General features: G+C 58.7%; 23 protein-coding genes. 10 read left to right on the forward strand and 13 right to left on the reverse strand.

Annotation, left to right across the window (positions count from 1 at the left end; all coding sequences use genetic code 11):
- Positions 1 to 83: 83 nt before the first annotated feature.
- Genes lptD through GWQ31_RS12015 form a run of 6 tightly spaced genes read left to right on the forward strand, consistent with a single transcriptional unit; the run spans position 84 to position 6852 of the window.
- Positions 84 to 2516 (forward strand): LPS assembly protein LptD, encoded by a 2433-nt coding sequence (lptD, locus tag GWQ31_RS11990; RefSeq protein ID WP_275909444.1) that lies wholly within the window; start codon positions 84 to 86, stop codon positions 2514 to 2516.
- 30 nt (positions 2517 to 2546) lie between these two features.
- Positions 2547 to 3845, forward strand: coding sequence for a peptidylprolyl isomerase SurA (gene surA, locus GWQ31_RS11995; RefSeq protein ID WP_058393609.1), 1299 nt, complete (start codon positions 2547 to 2549; stop codon positions 3843 to 3845).
- Positions 3845 to 4840, forward strand: coding sequence for a 4-hydroxythreonine-4-phosphate dehydrogenase PdxA (gene pdxA, locus GWQ31_RS12000; protein WP_275909445.1), 996 nt, complete (start codon positions 3845 to 3847; stop codon positions 4838 to 4840). Before surA ends, pdxA begins: the two co-directional genes overlap by 1 nt.
- A complete protein-coding gene (rsmA, locus tag GWQ31_RS12005) occupies positions 4830 to 5657 on the forward strand; it encodes a 16S rRNA (adenine(1518)-N(6)/adenine(1519)-N(6))-dimethyltransferase RsmA (protein ID WP_275909446.1) in 828 nt (275 codons plus the stop codon). Before pdxA ends, rsmA begins: the two co-directional genes overlap by 11 nt.
- A gap of 4 nt (positions 5658 to 5661) precedes the next feature.
- On the forward strand, positions 5662 to 6024 hold the full coding sequence (gene apaG, locus GWQ31_RS12010; protein ID WP_005311700.1) for a Co2+/Mg2+ efflux protein ApaG: 363 nt from the start codon (positions 5662 to 5664) through the stop codon (positions 6022 to 6024).
- Between the two features lie 6 nt (positions 6025 to 6030).
- Complete coding sequence (locus GWQ31_RS12015) at positions 6031 to 6852, forward strand: symmetrical bis(5'-nucleosyl)-tetraphosphatase (protein ID WP_275909447.1); 822 nt, start codon at positions 6031 to 6033, stop codon at positions 6850 to 6852.
- A 188-nt stretch (positions 6853 to 7040) separates the two neighbouring features.
- Here the strand turns inward: GWQ31_RS12015 and GWQ31_RS12020 are convergent, their stop codons facing one another.
- The 3 genes from GWQ31_RS12020 to GWQ31_RS12030 all read right to left on the reverse strand — a co-directional run bounded on the left by GWQ31_RS12020 (position 7041) and on the right by GWQ31_RS12030 (position 9083).
- On the reverse strand, positions 7041 to 7541 hold the full coding sequence (locus GWQ31_RS12020; protein WP_021138360.1) for a 2TM domain-containing protein: 501 nt from the start codon (positions 7539 to 7541) through the stop codon (positions 7041 to 7043).
- A 123-nt stretch (positions 7542 to 7664) separates the two neighbouring features.
- Positions 7665 to 8090, reverse strand: a complete 426-nt coding sequence (locus tag GWQ31_RS12025) for a VOC family protein (protein ID WP_275909448.1) — start codon at positions 8088 to 8090, stop codon at positions 7665 to 7667.
- A gap of 3 nt (positions 8091 to 8093) precedes the next feature.
- On the reverse strand, positions 8094 to 9083 hold the full coding sequence (locus tag GWQ31_RS12030) for a luciferase-like monooxygenase (RefSeq protein WP_275909449.1): 990 nt from the start codon (positions 9081 to 9083) through the stop codon (positions 8094 to 8096).
- Positions 9084 to 9396: 313 nt separating this feature from the next.
- On the opposite strand from GWQ31_RS12030, the gene GWQ31_RS12035 reads away from it, so the two are divergent.
- The 3 genes from GWQ31_RS12035 (at position 9397) to GWQ31_RS12045 (ending at position 13352) form a co-directional block, all read left to right on the forward strand.
- The gene (locus GWQ31_RS12035) at positions 9397 to 9837 is read left to right on the forward strand and encodes a DUF1842 domain-containing protein (RefSeq protein WP_275909450.1); all 441 of its coding nucleotides are present in this window, start codon (positions 9397 to 9399) and stop codon (positions 9835 to 9837) included.
- A 143-nt stretch (positions 9838 to 9980) separates the two neighbouring features.
- On the forward strand, positions 9981 to 12869 hold the full coding sequence (locus GWQ31_RS12040; RefSeq protein WP_275909451.1) for an HD domain-containing phosphohydrolase: 2889 nt from the start codon (positions 9981 to 9983) through the stop codon (positions 12867 to 12869).
- Between the two features lie 132 nt (positions 12870 to 13001).
- On the forward strand, positions 13002 to 13352 hold the full coding sequence (locus GWQ31_RS12045; RefSeq protein ID WP_275909452.1) for a hypothetical protein: 351 nt from the start codon (positions 13002 to 13004) through the stop codon (positions 13350 to 13352).
- Positions 13353 to 13415: 63 nt separating this feature from the next.
- Here GWQ31_RS12045 and GWQ31_RS12050 read toward each other — a convergent pair whose 3' ends face one another.
- From GWQ31_RS12050 to rplU, 5 genes are all read right to left on the reverse strand, one after another.
- Positions 13416 to 15110 carry an AMP-binding protein gene (locus GWQ31_RS12050; RefSeq protein WP_275909453.1) on the reverse strand — a complete coding sequence of 565 codons (1695 nt, stop codon included), beginning with the start codon at positions 15108 to 15110 and terminating at the stop codon, positions 13416 to 13418.
- 173 nt (positions 15111 to 15283) lie between these two features.
- Positions 15284 to 16654 (reverse strand): YjiH family protein, encoded by a 1371-nt coding sequence (locus GWQ31_RS12055; RefSeq protein WP_159165662.1) that lies wholly within the window; start codon positions 16652 to 16654, stop codon positions 15284 to 15286.
- Between the two features lie 408 nt (positions 16655 to 17062).
- The gene (cgtA, locus tag GWQ31_RS12060) at positions 17063 to 18265 is read right to left on the reverse strand and encodes an Obg family GTPase CgtA (protein WP_005311680.1); all 1203 of its coding nucleotides are present in this window, start codon (positions 18263 to 18265) and stop codon (positions 17063 to 17065) included.
- A 192-nt stretch (positions 18266 to 18457) separates the two neighbouring features.
- Complete coding sequence (rpmA, locus tag GWQ31_RS12065) at positions 18458 to 18715, reverse strand: 50S ribosomal protein L27 (protein ID WP_005311678.1); 258 nt, start codon at positions 18713 to 18715, stop codon at positions 18458 to 18460.
- 17 nt (positions 18716 to 18732) lie between these two features.
- On the reverse strand, positions 18733 to 19044 hold the full coding sequence (rplU, locus tag GWQ31_RS12070; RefSeq protein WP_005304210.1) for a 50S ribosomal protein L21: 312 nt from the start codon (positions 19042 to 19044) through the stop codon (positions 18733 to 18735).
- A gap of 242 nt (positions 19045 to 19286) precedes the next feature.
- Between rplU and ispB the strand changes: the two genes are divergently transcribed.
- The gene (gene ispB, locus GWQ31_RS12075; protein WP_005311674.1) at positions 19287 to 20258 is read left to right on the forward strand and encodes an octaprenyl diphosphate synthase; all 972 of its coding nucleotides are present in this window, start codon (positions 19287 to 19289) and stop codon (positions 20256 to 20258) included.
- Positions 20259 to 20350: 92 nt separating this feature from the next.
- On the opposite strand, the gene GWQ31_RS12080 is transcribed toward ispB, so the two are convergent.
- The 5 genes from GWQ31_RS12080 to hfq all read right to left on the reverse strand — a co-directional run bounded on the left by GWQ31_RS12080 (position 20351) and on the right by hfq (position 24384).
- Positions 20351 to 20539 (reverse strand): DUF2065 family protein, encoded by a 189-nt coding sequence (locus GWQ31_RS12080; protein ID WP_005311672.1) that lies wholly within the window; start codon positions 20537 to 20539, stop codon positions 20351 to 20353.
- A gap of 102 nt (positions 20540 to 20641) precedes the next feature.
- Positions 20642 to 21526 carry a protease modulator HflC gene (gene hflC, locus GWQ31_RS12085; RefSeq protein ID WP_275909454.1) on the reverse strand — a complete coding sequence of 295 codons (885 nt, stop codon included), beginning with the start codon at positions 21524 to 21526 and terminating at the stop codon, positions 20642 to 20644.
- 3 nt (positions 21527 to 21529) lie between these two features.
- Positions 21530 to 22678: an FtsH protease activity modulator HflK gene (hflK, locus tag GWQ31_RS12090; protein ID WP_131731256.1), complete on the reverse strand. Its 1149-nt coding sequence runs from the start codon at positions 22676 to 22678 to the stop codon at positions 21530 to 21532.
- 92 nt (positions 22679 to 22770) lie between these two features.
- Entirely contained in the window at positions 22771 to 24057 is a 1287-nt protein-coding gene (gene hflX, locus GWQ31_RS12095) for a ribosome rescue GTPase HflX (RefSeq protein ID WP_021138373.1), read from the reverse strand.
- 63 nt (positions 24058 to 24120) lie between these two features.
- Positions 24121 to 24384 carry an RNA chaperone Hfq gene (hfq, locus tag GWQ31_RS12100; protein WP_005311664.1) on the reverse strand — a complete coding sequence of 88 codons (264 nt, stop codon included), beginning with the start codon at positions 24382 to 24384 and terminating at the stop codon, positions 24121 to 24123.
- Positions 24385 to 24451 lie beyond the last annotated feature (67 nt).

Raw genomic sequence — 24451 nt, forward strand, 5'->3', positions numbered from 1 at the left:
TGCAATGTCAACTCGATGAATCCTGTCGTAAAATGCATGTCTTGAATCAGCCGTATCTACCACGGATTGCGCGAGTCTTTCACATGACAAAATGGACACTGGGGTACTCATATCCCATCGCCCTGACCATCAGCCTTATCCCAGCCCTGACCCCGGCCATAGTGCAGGCGGCTCCGCTGACGCCGCCGCCCGCCACCGGGATCCTGGACGGGCTCTGCTATGACTATGTACCCAAGGTAGAGAAACTGGCCCCCGGAAAGGATGCCAACGCCCAACCTGTCGAAGTGGATGCCGATCGGCTAGAGGCCAAGCAGGGCGGTACCGCCGTCTATCAGGGCGATGTCAAAGTTCGCCAGGGTGTGCGCAAATTTGACTCGGATTATGCCGAGCTCGATCAGAAGAGCCGGGATGTCATCGCCATCGGCAACATCTATTACAACGATGGCCAGATCACTGTCACCAGTGACAAGACCCTGAAATCCAACCTGGATACCAAGAATTCCGAGCTGGAAGAGGGCAAATACCAGGTTCATGGCTCACCGGTACGCGGCTCTGCCGACCGGGTCACCATGACCAACAACAACCAGAACATCACCCTGGAAGGGGCTCAGTACACCACCTGCCCACCTGGCCAGGAAGTGTGGACCCTGAAAGCGGGCAGCATCGACATCGATCAGACAGAGGTGTTCGGGGAAGCCTGGAACGCCAGCCTCTGGCTCTACGACTATCCGGTGTTCTATTTCCCGTATATCAACTTCCCCATCAAGGATGAGCGCAAAACCGGCCTGCTTTACCCGGGTTATACCCAGAGCTCCAAGAACGGCATGGACATCACCCAGCCGTTCTACTGGAACATAGCGCCCAACTACGATGCCACCATCACTTCCCGTTTCATGGACAGACGGGGCCTGATGGAGCAGGTAGAGTTCCGCTATATGCCGGATCCGGCCCATGTCGGCAGCCTCTATTTCGAAAATCTGGCAGACGACAAACAGTATGATGAAACCCCCAGCCTGAACGAAAAGCTGTCTGACGGGCATCGCTATCTGCTCAATGCGCGCCACACCTCGCGGTTTGCCGACAATGCCATGCAGGTGTCGATCGACTACACCAAGGTCCGGGATCGGGATTACAACTACTTCAACGACTTCTCCCCCAAGGTAGGGACCCAGGTCGAGAACCAGTTGCAGCAATCCCTGATGGCCGGCTACTTCCAGCAAAACTGGAACCTCAACACAGAGGTACGGACCTACCAGATACTACTGGCCAATGCTCAACAGCCCCACGAGCTGATGCCACGGATCAACCACAACTACTACCATCAGGGCAACTGGTACGATCTGGCCTGGAATACCGAAGTCACCCGATTCGGTTACAACAACACCCAGGCCTCAGCGCAAAACCTGGGGGATGCCTATACCGGCACCCGTGTCTACACGGCGCCGACCCTGACCATGCCGCTCATCGACGAGGCAGGCTATTACCTCGACAGCCAGTACAAGCTGATGTACACCCGTTACGATCAGGAAGTGCCGGACAACATGAGCTCCACCTTCACCAAGCGGTTCACTCCTGAAGGTGCGAGCGGCGTCACTCTGGATAAGGGCATCATCACCCGGACCCTGCCTTCCTTCCGCCTAAAGGGCGGCATGACCTTCGAACGCAACCAGGACTGGTTTGGTGGCAACGCCAATCAAACCCTGGAGCCGGAGTTCCAGTACCTCTATGTGCCCTACAAGGATCAGGACAACATAGGTGTCTATGACTCCACCACCATGCGTCAGGACTACTACAGCCTGTTCAGCGACCGCCGTTATGCCGGTCTGGATCGCATCAGCGACTCAAATCGCGTGTCGGTGGGCGTCACCAGCCGAGTCTATGATGATGCTGGCGATGAACGAATTCGACTGGCCGTTGCCCAAGCCTTCGACTTTGTTGCCCCCAGGGTCAAGCTCTACCCCAGCGAGTCACTGGCGACCAACACCCGCTCCCCGCTCTCGTTTGAGGGGGATGCCAAGATCAACGAGCAGTGGTTTGCCCATGCCGGTGCGCAATATGATATGGATCAGAGCGAGATCAGCTCTGCCAACAGCGCCCTCGAGTATCGCCGCGAGAAGCTGATCAGCCAGCTGAACTACCGCTTCGTGCGCAATGCCAACTACGACCTGTCGAACACCAACCAGGTCGCCGACATCAATCAGGTCGGCATGCTGTTGACCACACCGCTCAATGATCAGTGGCACCTCTACGGGGGCTACTATCGCGACCTCGATCAGGGGGTGAATGTGGATCGCAAGGTGGGCCTGAAATATGACTCCTGCTGCTGGAGCATCAACTTCAACCTGGAGTGGGTCAATACACCGGATAACGTGACCATGCGTCCGACTTCGGAGCGCAGCCTGGGCATTCAGTTTGAAATGAAAGGATTGGGTAGCGTGGGTACCGGCTCCAAGGGCACCTCCTTGGATACCGAAGCACTGCCTTACATTCGTCCGTTTAACCTGCGAGACCAATAACCGGTCTGGCAAACGCCTTGAGAGATGGATATGAAGAAGACGTTGATTTCCCTGCTGACTGCAGGCCTGTTCGGAGCCATGAGTCAGGGGGCCTTCGCCGCCCCCGAGCTGATGGACAAGGTGCTTGCCGTGGTCAACAAGGACGTGGTGCTGGCCAGCCAGCAGGAAGCCCTGGTACAGAAAGTCAAAAGCTCTGCCCAGGAGAGCGGCCAGTCCCTGCCCGATGATGCCACCCTGCGCAAGCAGGCGCTGGATCGCCTGATCCAGGAGAGCCTGCAACTGCAACTGGCGGATCGCCAGGGCCTCAAGATCAGCGACACCCAGCTGGAGCAAGCCATCCAGAGCATAGCCGCCGACAACAAGATGACCCTGGATCAGCTGCGAGCCCAACTGGCCCGCGAAGGCCTGACCTATGCCCAGTATCGGGAAGAGGTGCGCCGCGAGATCCTGATGAACGAGGTGCGCCGCAACCAGGTGCGCCGTCGCATCAACATCTCCGATCAGGAGGTCAAGCAGGTGGTGGATATCCTCGCCAAGCAGGGCCAGCAGCAACAGCAGTACCATGTCGGCCATATCCAGATTGCCCTGCCGGACAACCCGAGCGCCGAGCAGCTCAACGCCGCCAAGAGCAAGATAGAGCGCATACTGGCTGCCCTGAAACAGGGGGCCGACTTCCGCAAGCTGGCCATTGCCGAGAGTAATGGTCCCAAGGCACTGGAAGGGGGCGACTGGGGCTGGATGAGCCCGCAAGAGATGCCGACCCTGATGGCCGAAGCGGTACAAGGCGCGGCCAAGGGTGACATAGTTGGCCCGCTGCGCTCTGGCGCCGGTCTGCACATCGTCAAGGTGTTCGATGCCAAGGGCCAGCAGCAGGTGCTGCAGACCGAGGTGAAAGCACGCCACATACTGATCAAGCCTTCCATTATCCTCAGCGAAGAGAAAGCCAAGGGCATGCTGGATGGCATACTGCACGACATCAAGAGCGGCAAGGCGACCTTCGCCAGTCTGGCGGAAAAATACTCCGAAGATCCGGGCTCTGCGGTGCAGGGCGGCGAGCTGGGCTGGTCTGATCCCAACGTCTATGTGCCGGAGTTCCGCGACATGGTCAACCGCCTCAAGCCGGGTGAGCTGAGCGCCCCCTTCCGTACTACCCACGGCTGGCACATAGTGCAGCTGGAAGAGCGTCGCAGCCAGGATGCCACCAGCAAGGCCCAGGAGCAGCGTGCCTATCAGCTCATCTTCAACCGCCGCTTCACCGAAGAGTCCCAGGCTTGGCTTGATGAGCTGCGTGACGAGGCCTACATCCAGATCGAAGGCGCCGGCAGCTGATGAGCTGTCGTCGTCTCGCCATTACCCCGGGTGAGCCCGCCGGAATAGGCCCGGATCTGGTGTTGCAGATAGCCCAGCAGGATTGGCCCCACCAGCTGGTGGTGATCGCCGATCCCGCCCTGCTGCTCGAACGGGCCGCCCTGCTGGGGCTGCCCATCGAGCTGCAACCCTATGATGCCGAAGCTTCTGCCGAGCCGCAACGGGCGGGTACCCTGACCCTCTGTCCAGTCAGCCTCGGCGCCCCCGTGGTGCCGGGTGAGCTGAACGAGGGCAACGGCGCCTATGTGCTGGCAACCCTGCAGCGCGCCTGTGACGGCAACCTCAGCGGCGAATTTTCCGCCGTGGTGACCGGGCCGGTGCACAAGGGGATCATCAATCAGGCGGGCGTGTCATTCAGTGGTCATACCGAGTTCTTCGCCCAGCAGTCAGGTACCGCCGACGTGGTGATGCTGCTGGCGACCGAAGGCTTGCGGGTGGCGCTGGCCACCACCCATATACCGCTCGCCTACGTAGCCATGGCTATCACAGAGGATCGCCTCGGCAAGGTGATCCGCATTCTGGATGCGGATCTCAAAACCAAGTTTGGCATCGCCAAGCCCCGGATTTACGTCTGCGGCCTCAATCCCCACGCAGGGGAAGGGGGTCATCTCGGCCGTGAAGAGATTGACGTGATCGAACCCGCCCTGGCCAGCTTGCGCCAGGAGGGGATCGATCTGGTCGGCCCGCTGCCGGCCGATACCCTGTTCCAGGACAAATACCTCAAGGATGCGGATGCGGTACTCGCCATGTACCACGACCAGGGGCTGCCCGTGCTCAAATACAAGGGGTTCGGCAGTTCGGTCAATATCACCCTTGGACTTCCTTTCATCCGCACTTCGGTGGATCACGGCACTGCGCTGGATCTGGCAGGCAAGAGCCTGGCGGACCCGGGCAGTCTGATCACCGCGATTAACCACGCCATCAAGATGGTAGAGAAAAAAAGATATGAGCAGTAAGGTGCAGAGCAACAAGGTGCACATGGGTCACACGGCCCGTAAGCGTTTCGGTCAGAACTTCTTGCATGACCGCTATGTTATTGATCAGATAGTGGCCGCCATCAATCCGCAGCCGGGTCAGAATCTGGTGGAGATAGGCCCGGGCCTCGCCGCCCTGACCGAACCGGTCGCCTCCCAGATGGACAAGATGACAGCGGTCGAGCTGGACCGGGACTTGGCCGCGCGCCTGCGCGAGCACCCGACCCTCAAGGACAAGCTGACCGTCATCGAAGCCGATGCCATGCGCTTCGACTTCGGCACTCTGATGGGGGAAGGCAAGGGGCCGCTGCGCATCTTCGGCAACCTGCCATACAACATCTCCACCCCGCTCATCTTCCACCTGTGCGATTTCGCCGACCGGGTAGAAGACATGCACTTCATGCTGCAAAAAGAAGTGGTATTGCGGATGTCTGCCGGCCCGGGCAGCAAGGCCTATGGCCGCCTGAGCGTCATGGTGCAGTACTACTGCCAGGTGATCCCCGTGCTGGAAGTGGGCCCTGGCGCCTTCAAACCGGCACCGAAAGTGGATTCAGCCGTGGTCCGTCTGGTGCCGCACAAGAACCCGACCATAGTCGCCAAAGACATCCGCTGCCTGAGCCGCGTCTGTACCGAAGGCTTTGGCCAGCGCCGCAAGACCATCCGCAACAGCTTCGCCAACTTCATCACGGACGCTCAGCTGACCGAGCTTGGTATCGATGGCAACCTGCGCCCGGAGAATCTCTCCCTGGAGCAGTTCGTCATGATCGCCAACTGGCTGGCGGATCAACAACAGGCCTGATCCCGTGGCATACCCGCATATTGTTATCCGCCCATACCCCCGTTATGTGGCGGATACCCAGGACCCTTACCAGTTCCACTATCTGATCGAGATCGAGAATCTGGGGCCGGGGCCGGCGCAGCTGCTGCACCGGCGCTGGCTCATCACGGATGCCAACGGCAAGATGCTGGAAGTCGAGGGCCCCGGCGTGGTCGGGGAGCTGCCCGTGATTGCCGAAGGGGAGACCTTTCGCTATCAGAGCGGCGTGCCACTCGACACCCCCTTTGGGGTGATGGAAGGGAGCTATACCCTGCAAGATGAGTCAGGGCAGCCGTTCGAGGCGCCCATAGCGCCTTTTACCCTGGCCGTCCCAAACATTATTAACTGAGGTTTCATGGCGAACTGTTTTGTTGGCGATATCCAGGGCTGTTATGACGACTTGCGTCGTCTGCTGGATCTCGCAAAGTTCGATCCAGCCAAGGACGTGCTCTGGCTCTGCGGCGACCTGGTCGCCCGCGGCCCGGACTCCCTGAAGACACTGCGCTACGTCAAGTCGCTGGGCCAGCGGGCCGTCACAGTGCTCGGCAACCACGACCTTCACCTGCTGGCGGTCGCCGATGGCGTTGCGCCGCTCAAGAAGAAAGACAAGCTGCAAGCCCTGATGGAAGCGCCGGATCGGGACGAGCTGCTGACGTGGTTGCGCCATCGCCCCCTGCTGGCGGAGCACCCGGATCTGCCCATCATGATGGTGCATGCCGGTATCTCCCCCGCCTGGGACGCCCGAACGGCACGCAACTGTGCCCGCGAAGTGGAGAGTCTGCTGCGCGGCGATCAGTACAGCTGGTTGTTGCACAACATGTATGGCGATCTGCCCGATGGCTGGAGTGAAGACCTGGCAGGTATCGAACGTTACCGCTACATCATCAACACCTTCACCCGGATGCGCTTCTGCTATTTCGATGGCCGACTCGAGTTCCAGTGCAAGAAAGGCCCCACAGAGTCTACTCCCGGCCTGCGCCCCTGGTTCGAGCAGCGCGAGCACCATATGGATGACCCCATACTGGTGTTCGGCCACTGGGCGGCCCTGATGGGCAACACAGGCAGGAACGACATCAAGGCGCTCGACACCGGCTGCGTGTGGGGCAACAGTCTCACCCTGTGGCGTTATGAAGACGATGCCCTGATAGCGACACCCTGCCCCACTCACGCCAAGTGATGGTCAAGGGCTGCGCCTGAGCGACGAGAGCCTCACTCTGTGGCGTTATGAAGACGATGCCCTGATAGCTACCCCTTGCCCTGCTCACGCCAAGTAAGGGGAAAGAGTGGCGAGAACCCCACTCTGTCGCGTTTCACAAGAACAAAGCCCGGCAAGTTGCCGGGCTTTGTTCTATTCGCACCAATGAGTTACAGCTTGCGCCCCAGTCGCTTCTCGATCTGGCGTCGCTCCCATTCCGGACCAAACAGCTTGAAGGGCTGGAACAGGTTGATGGCATGGGAAATCAACCCCAGACCCCACCCCAGCGCCGGCCACCAGGCCCAGATATAGTCCGGGTTGCTGAGGTAGTTGATGACAAACAGCCCGCAGATCACCAGCACATAGCTGAAAATGTGGTAGTAGAAGCCTTTGAGCCCCTCCACATACCCCATGGCGGCCCGCTCCTCTGCCGACACCTGCACCCTGTCCTGACCCATAGTTTCATTCCCTCTCATCTCGCGCTCCTGTTGTTGTGTCCCATCCAGTTGAGCCACATCAAGTTCAAAGACGGAGGCCAGGGCCTTGAGAGATTCCAGTCCGGGCTGCTGACCCTGTTCGATCCGCTGTATGGTGCGAACACTCAAGCCAGTCAGGGTCGCCAACTGATCCTGTGACCAACCCCGTTGCAATCTCAATTTCCTGACGATCATCATGAGCTCCTTGTGGTGGTAGACAGGGCCAGCATAGGGCCAGCGCGAAGAAAGGTGACACGACAGATGGCCGACATCAACCTGACTATTGTTTAAAATCAATGGATTAGATGTAATCCTGGATCAGGAAACCGGTCGTTCGCCCAGATGCTGGACGAACCGCAACAGATAACCGTCGGGGTCCTGTACCAGAAACTCCCGCTGACCCGAGCTCATATTCCCCACCGGATACCAGGATTCACGCAGTGGCCGATAGAGCGCCACCCCGGCCAGCGCCAGCCGAGCGAGCAGGGGCTGGATGTCGGTCAGCTCCATCTGCAAATTTATGCCGCGTCCCAGCGGAGGCTCCAGCACACCGGTCAGCCATCCTGCCGGATGGATCTGTTCCAGCATCAACTGTACCTGTTGCTGCTCCAGATAGGCGAAGGGGGGATCATCTCGCTGATAGCGCACAGCAAACCCCAATAGCCCGGTATAGAAAGGCAAGGAAGCTGCCAGGCTGGTCACAGACAGCTCGGGCACCATGGGGTTCCAGTAGACCTCATCCATGGATCACAGGCTCTGCATCAGCTCGGCCGCGATCTCGAACGAGCGCAGCCGCGCCCCCTGATCGACGATAGGGCCGTTGAACATCAGCTCATCGGCCCCCGTCTCGGCCAGCAGCGCCTTGAGGCCGTGACGCACCTGCTCGCGATCTCCCACCAGTGAGCGGGCCAGGGTCTGCTCCATCGCCATCAGCTCACGGGGCGACCACTCTTCCCCCAGCTCGGCCACAGGTGCGGGCAGCTTGCCAGCGTCACCCCGGTAGAGACGCAGGAACTGTTGCTGCACAGTGGTGAACTGGAAACGGGCCTCCCGCTCGCTGTCGCCGGCGATCATGTTGATGCAGACCACCGCATAGGGCTTGGGCCAGCGCACCGAGGGGCGGTACTGGGCGCGGTAGATCTCCAGCGCCTGCAACAACAGACCGGGAGCAAAGTGAGAGGCAAAACCAAACGGCAGCCCCATAGAAGCGGCAAGCTGGGCACTGTAAAGGCTGGAACCCAGCAGCCAGATGGGCAGATGCAGCCCCTGACCCGGTACGGCCTGTACCGCCCCTGTCTCGTCACCGAAATAACTCATCAACTCGCGCACATCCGCCGGAAACTCATCCACGTCGCCGCTGCGCTGACGTCGCAGTGCCTGCATGGTGCGCTGATCCGTACCGGGGGCACGACCCAGCCCAAGATCGATGCGATCAGGGTAAAGCGAAGCCAGGGTGCCAAACTGCTCGGCAATCACCAGCGGTGCATGGTTCGGCAGCATGATGCCGCCGGCGCCCAGTCGCAGGGTCTTGGTGCCTCCCGCCAGATGACCGATCAGCACAGCGGTGGCTGCACTGGCGATGCCCGGCATGTTGTGATGCTCCGCCAGCCAGTAACGCTGATACCCCCAGCGCTCGGCATGCTGGGCCAGGTCCAGCGAACGGCGAAACGACTCGGCCGGGTGGGAGCCTTCGGGCACGGGGACCAGATCGAGCACTGAATAGGGGATGGCAGACATGGGTCACTCCATTGATTTACAGACCAGTAACAAGGGAGGCAATGTAGCACGGGATACCTGAACGAATCACGCGCCAGGCCAACGAATTGACAGTGGCTCTTTGCTGGCAACCGATAATCAAAATCGCCGCACCGCCTGAGTTCCCTGAGCCTCCTGCCTTGCCAGGGGTGCAGATGGCGTTATGCCAGCCCGGGCTGAGCGTCAAGTGACAATATCCACAGTTACCCGCTCTGACCGCAAGCGCTAGCATGCTGTGGCTCGTTGTCTGGTTGTGAGCTCAACCTACCCCCTCTTTTTGCAGGAGAATACAGGCATGAATGCAATCACAGACACCAAGACCGGCCTCTTCCTCGCCTCTTTCGAGATCGGCAAAGCCATGCCCGGGGCGCAACTGCTGCACCTGAACCTGGCAGTCTATACGCCAGGGGAGACAGTCAATGGCATCGCCCATCTGACCCAGGCAACCAATCCACCGCTCGACATGGCCTCCGAACTGAAAGGCCAATACACCTATATGTGCGTCATGCCCAAGCAGTGCCATATCCTGGTGACTGCGCAGGGCTACCCCATTATCAAATGGCCCCAAAGCGGCGAGATCGGGCCGGTGATCCAGCCCAACTTCGAGCTGCGCATGGTGCTCGGGGAAGACTGGAAATCAGGCACGGCCAACTACAAATATCAGGACAATCATCAGGTGTGGCATGAGGTGAAAGACGCCCGCGTCACCCTGGTGCCCGCCGCAGTACTGGCTTGACCCCCTCAAGACGGCCCCGATGGGGCCGTCACGTTTATGCCATATCCTGATATATCTGAACGGGTTATTGTGTTTTCTGTCATCCTGTTGGCACACTGATAGTAGATCGTCTCTGCAATCGCCAGTGTGACAAGGATGTGTCCATGACAAGTGCCAGGCCAGGTCGTAAACCCTTCTATGTGCATATCGCTACCCTCTTCATCCTGCTGTTTACCCTGCTGGGCAGCGCCCTTATCGCGTTGCAATTCCAGCAAGCGGCACAACAGGGACTGGAGCATGAGCGGCAAAATTTCCTGCAATACCGGGAGCAGCTCGCCCTCGCCCTTCAATTGAACGAGCGGCCGGCCCGCATGTCCCTCAGTCTGCTGCGCAGCGGTCAGCTGGCGGCCATGAACAGTCTGGATGCCCGGCTCGGCTACCTGCCACAACTGGCAGAGGTGCTGGCCAACAGCCCCAGTTATGGCGCCGTCTATGCCGGCTACGCGGATGGTGACTTCTTCCTGGTGCGCAAGTTGACCGAGCGGGCCCGAGCCCAACTGGACAGGGTCCCAGCGGCCAGCACCTTGCTGGTGCAGAGCCTGCACCAGGGCAAGGGGGAGTTTCTCTACTTCGACCAGCGGCTGACCCTGCTCGAGCGCCGGGCCATGCCTCAATACCAGTTTGATCCCCGCAGCCGTGACTGGTACAAGCAGGCACGCTGGCGTTCAGGCATCGCCACCACCCACCCCTATCTCTTCTTTACCACCAAGGAGCCAGGCATGACGCTGGCGGTGGAAAGCGACAACAGAAGGGCAGTGATCGGGCTGGATACCAGCGTCGAGGGACTGTCGGCCCTGATCGGTGAACTGCGGTTGCCAGAGCAGAGTCAGGTGGTTCTGTTCGACGAATATGCCACTCTGCTTGCCACGGATCCCAAACAGCTTCCCAGCTTCGAGCAACTGAGCCAGCTGCCCCTGCTGTCGGCGCTGTCCCATCCCGTGCTGACCCAGCTGCAGCAACAGGTCACCAGCCAACCCGCCTTGCTGAGCAGCCCGGTGGAGCTGAATCTGACCGCCGCCGATCAGAGTGACTGGCTGGTCAATCTCTCTCCCCTCGGCGAGGGATCACCCTTTTATATCGCCTTGCTGGTCTCGGCAGACCTGCTCTACCAGCAGGCTCGCAACGAAGCGCTGATCAACCTCGGCTGGGCACTGGCAGGTTTGCTGCTGCTGTTGCCGGTGATCTGGCTGGTCTCCCGCCGCACCGCGACCCCCCTGCTGGCCCTGACTCAAGAGGCGGAGCGGATCCAGCACTTCGACTTCGGCGAGAGCCGGGTGCCGGAATCGGCGATCCGCGAGATCGACGATCTGGCCCGTACCATGTCCGGCATGCGACTGACCCTGGGCAACTTCATGAACATGGGCCGGGCACTGGCGGCGGAACACCGCTTCGACTCCCTGCTCAGCCGCATACTGCACGAGACCATAGCCGCCGTACAGGCCGAGGGGGGCTGCCTCTACCTGGCGCAAGAGCAGAGCATGGTGGCCGTCCAGGCGCTCTGGCGGCAACAGCCTTTGCCTGCCGCCCAAGCCCCCTGGCAGGAGGCGCTGCTCGGCAAGCTGGCTCATGGCGAGCGGCTCACCCTGGCCGTCGACGAACGGGGCTGGCAGCAACATCTGGCGAGCTGGGGTCCTTTCCCCGGCCCTTGCCAGCTGGTCGCCGAGCCACTGTGCAATCATCGACAGGAGCTGATCGGCTGCCTGCTGTTGATCCTGCCCGGCTGCTCTGCCCGCGAACTGGCCTCGCGCATCAGCCTGATCGAGGCGCTGGCAGGCACGTCTGCTTCCGCCATCGAGAACCAGCGCCTGCTGGAGGAGCAGAAACAGCTGCTGGAGTCCTTCATCGAGCTGATGGCAGGGGCCATCGATGCCAAGAGTCCCTACACGGGTGGCCACTGCCAGCGGGTACCCGAATTGACCCGGATGCTGACCGAAGCGGCCTGTGCCCAGCAGCAGGGCCCCTTTGCCGACTTTCGGCTCAATGAAGAGGAGTGGGAGGCCATTCACATCGCGAGCTGGCTGCACGACTGCGGCAAGGTCACCACGCCGGAGTTTGTGGTCGACAAGGCCACCAAGCTGGAGACTATCTACGATCGGATCCACGAGGTCCGTACCCGCTTCGAAGTGCTCAAACGCGACGCCTATATCGAGGTGCTGGCGGCCCGTCTGCCGGCGTCAGAACGGGAAGCGGCAAGAGCGGAGGTGGCACCACTCTGGAGCACCCTGGATCAGGAGTTCGCCTTCGTCGCCGAGTGCAACCTGGGCGGGGAATGGATGGCACCGGAGAAGCTGACACGGCTCGATGCCATCGCCAACCGTACCTGGTTGCGCACCCTGGACGACAGGCTCGGCATCAGCCGGGAGGAACTCAAGCTGCACCAGAACGAACCTGCCCCCCATTTGCCCTGTATCGAGCCACTGCTCGCTGACAAGACAGTCCACCTCATACCCCGCCCCGTCCACGACAGCCTGGATGAACGCAATCCCTGGGGCTTCAAGGTCAGGGTGCCGACCTATCTCTACAACCGGGGGGAGCGCTATAACCTGGCCATCGGCCGCGGCACACTCACAGAAGAGGAGCGCTACAAGATCAACGAGCACATCATCCAGACCATCCGCATGCTGGAGCGGCTCCCCTTCCCGCGCCATTTGCGCAATGTGCCCGAGATCGCCGGTGGACATCATGAACGCATGGACGGCAAGGGTTACCCCCGCCAGTTGCTGGGGCAACAGATGAGCATCCCGGCCCGCATCATGGCCATCGCCGACATCTTCGAGGCGCTGACCGCCAGCGATCGTCCCTACAAGTCGGGCAAGACGGTAGCTCAATCCCTGGCCATCATGCAGAACATGGTGCGTGAGCAGCACATAGACCCGGCGCTGTTTGCCCTGTTCGTCAGCAGCGGTATCTGGCGCGACTATGCCGAGCGTTTTCTGGCGCCGGAACAGCTGGACCAGGTGGATGAAGAGGCTCTGCTGGCCACACAGGCATAGACAGGGTTCATATTTTCTTACATTTGTATGCTGGTTTGAGCAGGCCCGCTTGGTTATAACTGTGCCCTACAGCGAAGGGGGAGCAAAAGACTCCCCCTCACTCTTTATCACACCACATGGTTCAGGTTATTTATGTCAAAACATCTCATCATGCTGGGCGCGCTGGCGCTGTCCGGCTGCTCCCTGTTGTCGCCACCCCCGCCCACCGTTACCCCTGTCCATCTGGCCGATGCCAGCCAGCGGGGTTTCTATATCGAGTGCAGCAGCATGACGGCCTGCTTCCAGCAGGCCAACCAGACCTGCCCCCAGGGCTACAAGGAGACGGATCGTCGTCAGCAGACGCTCTACTCCACCCAGTACACAACGGGCAGCTATGACGAAGAGAAGAAAATATACAAGGCGGCCACACCCCACCGCATCGCCAATACGGTCCATTCGTTGACCATTCAGTGCCCCACGGATGTGAGCATCACGCCGCGCTAGCAGCCTGCTGGCAACAACGAACAAAGGGCCCGAGGGCCCTTTTCTCATCGCGGTAAAACCACCTCAACGCGTCGCCTCGGCATGCTGGCGGGTCAGCTCGCGGGTCATGGCCTCCCGCATCTTGAACTTCTGCAGCTTGCCGGTCACCGTCATGGGGTACTCCTCCACGAAACGTATGTATCTTGGCACCTTGAAGTAGGCGATGCGGGCCGAGAGGAAGTGCTTGATCTCCTCCTCGCTGACCATCTGATCCGGCCTCAGCTTGACCCAGGCACACACCTCCTCCCCATAACGCTCGCTGTCGACACCGAACACGGCGGCATCCTGCACCGCAGGATGATCGTAGAGCCGATCCTCTATCTCGCGGGGATAGATGTTCTCGCCACCGCGGATGATCAGCTCCTTGCTGCGCCCTACTATCTGCACATAACCCTCTTCATCCATGATGCCGATATCACCCGAGTGCAACCAGCCTTCATCATCTATGGTTTCCGCCGTCTTGACCGGGTCCTGCCAGTAACCCTGCATGACCCCCTTGCTGCGGCAGCAGATCTCACCCCGCTCGCCAATGGGTACCAATTCGCCGCTCGGGTCAATCAGCTTGATCTCGGTGTGCTCGAGGGCGCGGCCCACCGTGGAGACGCGCTTGTCCTGCGGCGCATCGATGGCGGTCATGTGGTTGATGGGGCTGCACTCGGTCTGGCCGTAGGCGATGGTCACCTCTGTCATGTGCATCAGAGTCTGCACCTTGCGCATCAAGGGCTCGGGGCAAATCGCTCCTGCCATGATGCCGGTGCGCAGGGAGGAGAGATCAAACTCAGCAAAGCCGGGCAGCTCCAGCTCGGCGATAAACATGGTTGGCACGCCATGCAAGGCGGTGCAACGCTCCTCGCTCACCGTCTGCAGGGTCGCCACAGGATCGAACGCTTCCGATGGAAACAGGGCGCAGGCCCCCACGCTGATGCACACCAGATTGCCAAGCACCATGCCAAAGCAATGGTAGAGCGGCACGGGTATGCAGAGCCTGTCCTGCTCGCTAAACGCCATGCCCCGCGCCACCTGCCGGCCATTGTTGAGAATGTTGCCATGGCTCAGGGTCGCGCCCTTGGGGCTGCCCGTGGTACCCGAGGTGAACTGGATGTTGATGGCATCATCCGGTTTGAGGGTCGCCGCCACCCGGGCAAGCCAGGCCGGATCCTGCACATCCCCCAGGGCCTGCACGGCGCTGAAGTTCAGCATACCCGGCGTTTGCGCCTCCCCGAGCCGGATCACCATCTCCAGGCTCGGCAAGCGGGCGCTGACCAGCAGCCCCGGCGGCGAGCTTGCCAGCTCGGGGGCCAGCTCATTGAGCATTGCGAGGTAGTCGCTTCCCTTGAAGGCACTGGCACAGATGAGGGCGCGGCAACCCACATTGTTGATGGCAAACTCCAGCTCGTAGTTGCGATAGGCTGGGTTGATGCAGACCATGATGGCGCCGATGCGGGCCGTGGCGAACTGCACCAGGCACCACTCTATGTTGTTTGGCGACCAGATTCCGACCCTGTCCCCCGGCTGGATGCCTAGCGCCAGCAAGCCCAGTGCCAGCCTGTCTATCTGGATGAGGTATTCACGGTAGCTCCAGCGGATCTGCTGGTGACGCACTACAACGGCGGGACGGTCGGGGAAACGTTCGGCTATCTCTTGCAGATATTCGCCAATGGTCTGGTAAAGCAAGGGCTGGTCGCAAGGACCGGTCCGGTAGCTGAGCAGTGAGGTCATGGGGTGACTCCTGGCCACGTTCGATTTGAATTGCCTACTGCTCGGCTGGCACGCTTTTTTCAGCTTGTTACGTTAATGTAAAAACCATCCATTAAAAAGACTCACTTTGGTCTAATACTCACCATAAAAAACGGCCAACCCAAGTTGACCGTTTTAGATCCCAGACTCTTGCCTTAGAACAGCAGATGCGCCACACCGGCAATGACCGGCAGGGTCACCAGGGTGCGCAGCAGGAAGATGACAAACAGCTCCCACAGCTTGACCGGGATCTTGCTGCCCAGCAGCAGGGCGCCCACTTCCGACATATAGATGAGCTGGGTGACCGACATGGCGGCAATCACGAAGCGGGTGATGTCGCTCTCTATGGTCGAGGCCAGCACGGCCGGGATGAACATGTCGGCAAAACCGACCATGATGGTCCTGGAGGCGGCCTCGGCCTCCGGCAGTTGCAGCAGCTCCAGCAAGGGAACAAATGGCGCACCCAGCCAGTTGAAGATGGGGGTATGCTCGGCCAGCATCAGGGCACAGGTGCCGATCGCCATCACCACCGGCAACACGCCAAACACCATGTCCAGCGCATTCTTCACCCCTTCCCGCGCGACCGCACCAAGATCGGTGACACTCTCCGCCTTGGTCAGTGCACGCTCATAGCCATAGCTCATCACGCTGTGCTGATGGGGCACTGACTCCTGCTTGCGGCACAGGGGAGTACCATCGGCATAGATGTCCTTCTTCCAGGAGAGCGGCGGCAGGCGCGGTACCACTATGGCGGCGACCACACCCGCCAGACAGACAGTCAGGTAGAAGGGAACGAACATATGCTCCAGCTTCACCTGGGAGATCACCACCAGGCAGAAGGTGATGGAGACAGCTGAGAAGGTGGTGCCGATGACGGCGGCTTCACGCTGGGTATAGAACTTGCCCTCATACTGCTTGCTGGTCAGCAGAATGCCAACGCTGCCATCCCCCAGCCAGGAGGCGAAGCAATCCACGGCGGAGCGCCCCGGCAAACGAAACACAGGGCGCATGATGCGGGTCATCATGGTGCCAACAAACTCCAGCAGACCGAAATCCAGCAGCAGAGGCAACAACAGACCTGCGAAGATGAACACCGAGAACAGCACAGGCAGCAGATCGTGCAGCACCAGACCGCCGGTAGCACCGGAACGCAGTACCTCTGGCCCCGCATTGAAGAAGGTCAGCAGCACGAACACGCCACCCAGTACCCGCACACAGGCCCAGAAAGGAGAGACGTTGAACAAGCTGTTGAGGAAAGGGCGACGCACCAGGATCGCTGGCTTGAACAGCCAGGCGATCAGCGTCATCAGCATGGTGGTGGTAATGATGGCACTGACCATGGCCACCAGATAATCGGCAAATACCGTTTGCACCAGCTTCGCCAGCACGGCAACCGGAATGGTGACGTTCTCGTCATAGATGACGGGGGTCATGAACAGCAGGATCCCGATGAGTGACGGGACCAGGAACATCAGCACGTTGCGACGAGTATTGAGCGCAGGCGCTTGCAGAGTCTTTTCCAGCATGGTCTACAGCCTTAATGTTACTTTTCCTTAGCCAGGTCAACTTGCATATTCATGCTCTCGCCCGACAAAACGGGCGCAAGAATACTCCAAAAAAATGCACAAACAAGCCCTTAATGGATCATTTCAAGCATAAATATTTTTGCAGGCGAACCTTCCATAAGAACGACCTCAAACAGATACGCATATCAATTCATTACGAATGGTTAGCATATTGTTTCAGCAAGGTTACATTCAGGTGCGCAGTATAATCCGTTGCGGTTGGCAGGCAATAAGTGACATAAGAAATATATCTATGTGGTGATCCGATCGATCCAGATGCGCCCCATAAAAAACCGGAGCCTGTTGCCAGGCTCCGGTTTTTCTCATCGGTGGGCAGAGGTACTGCACCGATCAGGCAGGACAGAGTGATCAGTCACGAACATAGATGACTTCAACGCCATCATCTTCGTCATCATCCCAGTCTTCCTCATCGAGCCCTTCATCGAAGGCCATGGAGGCGGCCAGCGCTTCGGCTTCGGCTTGGGCCAGCTGGTTCTTGTGGTAGTCATCCCACTTGAACTCCACCTTCTCGATGGCGTCCCTGGCATCTTCCGCCAGTTGACGAGGCATGGTATCCAGCAGATCCAGGATGTCGTAGCACACCTTCTTGGTGCCTTCCTTGCTGATGGCGGAGATCTGGTAGACGGGGCCTTCGTAGGCCAGCGCCGTCTTGACGCGCTCCATCACTTCGACCGCCTCTTCTTCCAGGATCAGATCCATCTTGTTGAACACCAACCAGCGCGGCTTGCCAGCCAGCTCAGGGCTGTATTTTTCCAGCTCCTTGACGATTGTCACGGCGTTCTCGGCAGGATCCGAGTCATCGACCGGGCAGATATCGACCAGGTGGATCAAGACCCGGCAGCGCTCGAGATGCTTGAGGAAGCGAATACCGAGGCCTGCACCCTCGGCGGCACCTTCGATCAGACCCGGAATGTCGGCTATCACGAAGGAGCGGGAGTTCTCGCCACGCACCACACCCAGGTTCGGCACCAGAGTAGTGAAGGGGTAATCGGCTACCTTGGGACGGGCGGCGGACACGGCACGGATAAAGGTGGACTTGCCAGCATTGGGCAGACCCAGCATGCCGACATCGGCCAGCAGCAGCAGTTCCAGCTTCAGAGTACGCACTTCACCCGGCGTACCGCTGCTCTTCTGGCGCGGCGCCCGGTTGACGGAGCTCTTGAAACGGGTGTTGCCCAGACCGTGGAAGCCACCTTTGGCAACCAGCAGCTTCTGGCCGTGGTGGGTCAGATCACCCAGCAGTTCGCCTGTGTCTTCATCGCTGGCACGAGTACCGACCGGCACACGCAGTATCCTGTCCTTGCCGCGACGGCCGGTACAGTTGGCGCTCTGGCCATTCTCACCGCGCTCGGCCGCATGGAAACGCTCGAAACGGTAGTCGATAAGGGTATTCAGGTTTTCGTCGGCAATCAGATAGACATCGCCACCGTCACCACCGTCACCACCATCCGGGCCGCCGTTCGGGATGTACTTTTCACGGCGAAAGCTCACACAACCGTTACCACCGTCACCGGCATCGACTCGAATCTGGACTTCATCAACAAACTTCATAGGTAACCGTCACCTTAATTCGAAAAACCGATACGCAATTATAGTGGTACAGGCCCCTGCGGGCGATACGCATCTTAGCGATGAATGCCCCGCGCAACACCAGGCACATCTACGTTCCGTTTTTTCGTAAACTGCGTCAGAAAAACAAAAGCCCCGCCTGTTGGCGGGGCTTCGGATCCTTGCGGTCCGTAATTACTCAGCAACGATGCTAACGTACTTACGATTCAGCGGACCTTTAACTTCGAACAGGATCTTGCCAGTCGCTTTCGCGTACAGGGTGTGATCCGTGCCCAGACCAACGTTGGTGCCAGCGTGGAACTTGGTACCACGTTGGCGAACGATGATGCTGCCTGCCAGAACTGTTTCGCCGCCGAAACGCTTAACGCCAAGGCGTTTAGCTTCAGAATCGCGACCGTTGCGGGATGAACCGCCAGCTTTTTTGTGTGCCATTTATCGGACTCCTCTAATTAAGCGCTGATGCCAGTGATTTTGACTTCAGTGAACCACTGACGGTGGCCCGCTTGCTTACGATGGTGCTTACGACGACGGAACTTGACGATAGTCACTTTCTCGCCACGGCCGTGAGCCACAACTTCAGCTACAACCTTGCCACCTTCAACGAAAGGAGCACCTACTTTAAAAGTGTCGCCTGCAGCAACCATCAGAACTTCATTGAAGTCGATAGTAGCGCCAGTCTCAACGTTCAGCTTTTCCAGACGAACGATTTGACCTTCGGCCACACGGTGTTGTTTTCCGCCGCTTTGGAATACCGCGTACATTTGATTAACTCCGTAAAGGCGTGTCTTTTGCTCAAGGCCAGACACGCGCAAAAACCTATAACAATGGGCCGGCATTCTACGCAAATCGATTTGCTCAGGCAAGGCCAATTTAGCAAAAAGTTTATTTTGTGCGCATATCTGCCGCCGTGAATAAACGCTTAACTGTAACCCATTGTGAAATCGTGTAGAATCCCCGCCATTACTAAAACCGCAGTTATTGCTGCCGTCACGTTACGAGACTTATGGACCAACAGACTATCCGTGCGCTCTGTGCTGCCGACATGACGGCGGTGAATGAACTGATCCTGGCGAGACTTCAGTCCGATGTCAGCCTGATCAACCAGCTGGGTTTCTATATTGTCAGTGCAGGCGGGAAACGGATGCGCCCCATGCTGACAGTGATGGCCGCCCGCGCACTGGGATATGAAGGTCAGGATCATCTCAAACTCGCCGCCATCATCGAATTCATTCATACCTCTACCCTGCTGCACGACGACGTGGTCGACGAATCCGATCTGCGCCGTGGCCGGGAGACCGCCAATGCGCTGTTTGGCAATGCTGCCAGCGTGCTGGTCGGCGACTACCTCTACAGCCGCTCCTTCCAGATGATGAGCGAGCTTTCCAACCTGCGAGTGATGGAGATCCTGTCGGATGCCACCAATACCATCGCAGAGGGGGAAGTGTTGCAGCTGATGAACTGCAACGATCCGGACACCACAGAACAGAGCTACATGACGGTCATCTACTGCAAGACCGCCAAACTGTTCGAGGCCGCCACCCGCCTCGCGGCCGTGCTGACCCATCAGCCCGAGCCCGTCGAGCAAGCTATGACCGACTACGGCAAGTATCTGGGCACAGCCTTCCAGATCATCGATGACGTCATGGACTACTGCTCCCAGAGCGATGAGATGGGCAAGAACGTCGGTGACGATCTGGCCGAAGGCAAGCCGACCCTGCCGCTGCTGCGGGCCATGGAAGTGGGCTCACCCGAAGAGCGCCAGCTGGTGCGTGATGCCATCGAGCATCGCAATGGCATGGAACATCTCGACCAGATTCTCGGGATTCTCGACCGCACCGGTGCGCTGGAGTACTCCCGCATGCGTGCCAGAGAAGAGGCTGACAAGGCCATTGCCGCCCTCGCCATCCTGCCGGACTCCCAGCACAAGCAGGCGCTGGAAACCCTGGCCCAGATGGCGGTACAACGCAGCGCCTGAGTCAGCGATATCTGCTGTTGCATAAAAAAAGAGGCCAAAGGCCTCTTTTTTATTGTCTGCGCCGCAATGGAACTCAGAGCCAGCCACATGATTCAGTGACCCAGCATCCAGAGGATGACGGCGCCCGCCACCACCAGAGATCCACCGATACGGCGCAGTTGTTCCGGTGGCTGTTCGCTCAGCAACCGCAGCATCTGTTGCCAGGCTTTGGGCATCAGCAAGGGGCCGAGCCCTTCAAACAGCAATAGCAGCCCCAATCCCATCAGAATGGATGTCAGCATCCCATCTCCTTGCACAAAAAAGCCGCCCGTATCGGCGGTTGGTCTCATGCCATAAAGCAAAAGGGCCTGAATCATCAGGCCCTTTGGTCTTATGCTTGTCTCTTACTGCTTGGTGCCGTGAGGAGACTTGAGGTAGCGGAAGAACTCGCTGTCTGGTTTGAGTACCATCAGGTCGTTGCCACCGGCAAAACTCTTGCGATAGGCCTCCATACTACGCACGAAGCTGAAAAACTCGGGGTCTTTCCTGTAGCTGTCGGCATAGATCTTGGCGGCTTCAGCATCCCCTTCACCACGCAGCTGACGCGCATTACTCTCGGCATCGGCGATCATGACAGTCACTTTGCGGTCGATGTCGGCACGCAGGATTTCGGCCTGCTCGCGACCCTGGGAGCGATGCTCACGGGCCACTGCCGTCCGTTCGGCACGCATCCGCTGATAGATGGAGCTGGAGACTTCCACCGGCAGGTTGATCTGCTTGATCCGCACATCAACAACCTTGATGCCGAGCTCGGAGGAGCGCGCCATCTTCATCAGGGCATCTTCCATCACGGTACTGCGCTCACCGGAGACGATGTCCTTGATGGTGCGGTTACCGATCTCGGAGCGCAGACCGTTGTTGATCTTGCGCTTGAGCAGGTCTTCGGCCTGGATCTTGTTGCCACCACCCGTTGCCAGGTAGTACTTGGAGAAGTCCTCAATCTTCCACTTCACGTAGGAGTCGATGATGAGATCTTTCTTCTCGGAGGTCACGAAGCGATCCGCCTGGCCTTCCAGGGTCTGGATGCGAGCATCCATCTTGCGAACCTGATCGATGAGCGGCACCTTGAAGTGCAAACCGGGCTCATAAAGCCGCGGCTCGCCAGATTCAACCCGCTTCACCTTGCCAAACTGGACGACAATCCCCTTCTGACCTTCATCAATGATAAAGATGGAAGAGAAGCAGACCATGGCGGCTACAGCGATGACACCAATAGCTATTTTTTTCATCTATTAGTTTCTCCCTGAGCTGAAACGGTCACCGCTACGCAGCGGGGTCGGTGTGGAATTGGCCCCTTCGTTGGACGGCGGCGTCGATTCCACCACTGACGTGCCAGCCGGACGAGCCGGTTGCGCTGCAGTTGCTTTACCAGACAACTTGTCGAGAGGCAGATAGATCATGCTGTTGTTACCAGCGGGCATGTCCACCAGCACCTTGTTGGCCTGTTGATAGAGCTCTTCCATCGTTTCCAGATAGATACGCTCACGGGTCAATTCAGGTGCGGCCTGATACTGGGGCAGCAACTCGTTGAAGCGAGCCACTTCACCCTTGGCCTTCAGCACTATCTGGGACTTGTAACCTTCAGCTTCCTGCTCCAGACGCTTGACCGAGCCGCGAGCTTTTGGCTCAACTTCACGGGCATAGGCTTCTGCTTCACGAATGAAACGCTGCTCATCTTCCTGGGCGGAAATGGCATCATCGAAGGCATCTTTTACCTCTTCAGGCGGACGAGCCGGCAGGAAGTTGACGTCGACGATCTGAAGACCCATCTGATACGGTTCAATGATGCCGTCGATCACTTGCCAGGTTTCCTGACGGACCTTTTCCCGACCTGTGGTCAGGACATCGTCCATCCGGGTGTGGCCCACTACATAGCGCAGGGCGCTATCGGTGGCCTGACCCAGGCTCTCGTCAGCATTGGTGACGCTGAACAGATACTGCTCGGGATCGACAACGCGATACTGCACGTCCATTTCGACACGCACTACGTTTTCGTCCTGAGTCAGCATGAAGCCGGAGGCGGGCAGCGAGCGTACAGACTCGACGTCCACCGGGATCACCCGGTCGATGAAGGTCGGTTTCCAGCGCAGGCCCGGATCCACGTTATGGGAATACTCCCCAAAACGCAGCACCACACCCCGCTCTGCTTCGCGAATGGTATAGAAGCCGCTGACGACCCACACCACCACAGCAACCACCAAGGCGATAGAGAGACCAAAACGGCCCATCTCGCCACCTGACTTGCCACCACCCAGCAAACCACCAAAACGGCGGCTTACCTTGCGCAACATCTCGTCCAGATCAGGGGGTCCCTGATTCTTGCCGTTGTTCCCCCAAGGGTCACGGTCTTTGCCGTTGTTTCCAGGCTCATTCCAAGCCATCAGCATCTCCATTAATACAAGCGGATGGATATCAACTCTATCTGGCCATCAATCATTGATGAAGCCTGCAAACATTCATCTTCATCGACGAATCAATGCCTGATAAAGCGTTGTAAATTCTCGCCTTCCTGTTTCACGAGGCGGTTCCAGTCGGCCAGTTGCAGGCGAACTTGCAACACAAAATCCCCCTCCTCGCTGAAACCTTCCTGCTCAATGCCTTTGAGACGATAGAGCGCACTTCGCAATCTGGCGGCCGAAGGGGGTAACTGCAAGGTGTGATGCACCATGGATCCGGCCAGCAACTCGGTCAGGGCCGTAAACAGGTATTCACAGCCTTCACCGCTCTGGGCGGACAACCAGAGCCGTACCGGACGCCCCTCATCATCCCGCTCCAGACCTGCCGGACGATCCGCCAGCTTGTCTATCTTGTTACAGATCATCAGCTGGGGTCGGTCATCGGCCTCAATTTCAGCCAACACTTGCTGTACCGAATCGATATTCTCTTGCATCTGTTCGTCGGCACAGTCAACTACGTGCAGCAACAAGTCCGCTTCGCGGGTCTCCTGCAGCGTCGCTTTGAAAGCTGCGACCAGATCATGGGGCAAGTGCCGAATAAATCCAACTGTATCCGCCAGAATCACATCACCCACATCCCGGATCACCAATTTACGCAAGGTGGGATCCAGTGTTGCGAACAATTGATCGGCAGCATACACGCTGGCAGCTGTAAGTTGGTTGAACAAAGTGGATTTTCCGGCGTTGGTGTAACCCACCAGTGACACGGTCGGTACCTCATTGCGGTTACGGGCACGACGGCCCTGTTCCCGCTGTTTGGCCACTTTGTCGAGCCGACGCAAAATTGCCTTGATGCGCTCACGCAACAGGCGACGGTCGGTTTCCAGCTGGGTTTCACCCGGGCCGCGCAGACCGATCCCGCCCTTCTGACGTTCAAGGTGGGTCCAGCCTCGCACCAGGCGAGTAGAAAGATGGCGTAACTGGGCAAGTTCGACTTGCAACTTGCCTTCGTGGGTTCGGGCGCGCTGGGCAAAGATATCCAGGATCAGGCCGGTTCTGTCCACGACACGGCACTGGAACAGGCGTTCCAGATTGCGTTCCTGGGCAGGGGTCAGAGCATGGTTGAAGATCACCACGTCTGCGCCCAACATCTGAACTTGGGACGCGATCTCTTCAGCCTTGCCGCTGCCGACAAAGAGTTTGGCGCTGGGCGCACTGCGGTTGGTAGTCACCACCCCCAATGCATTGACGCCGGCCGAGCTCACCAGCATCTTGAGCTCTTCCAGATCCTCCCGCTCACCCTCATCACTGAAGTTGACGTGCACCAGAACGGCCTGTTCGCCGGCTTCATAACGGTCAAACAAGCGCTTGCTCCTTGACAGGAATCATGACGAATCTGAATTGGCGAGTCGTCTCGCCTCGAGATATCACGCTTCAGCTTCACCCTGTTCTTCGCCAGCTGCGCCAGGGACATGCTGGTGATGGTTGACGGCGCGAGCCGGCACCACGGTGGAAATGGCGTGCTTGTAGACCATCTGGCTCACGGTGTTCTTCAGCAAAATGACAAACTGGTCAAACGATTCGATCTGACCCTGCAGTTTGATGCCGTTCACCAAATAAATAGAAACAGGAATCCGCTCACGGCGCAGCGCATTCAAAAACGGGTCTTGGAGAGATTGCCCCTTAGCCATCTTCTTTTCCTTATAGTTTGTTGTTTTTAAACACCGGATATCAATATAACAACCTGATTATACAGGA

This window comes from Aeromonas sp. 2MA4 (assembly GCF_029237305.1).
In the GTDB taxonomy this organism is placed as follows: Bacteria; Pseudomonadota; Gammaproteobacteria; order Enterobacterales; family Aeromonadaceae; genus Aeromonas; species Aeromonas salmonicida.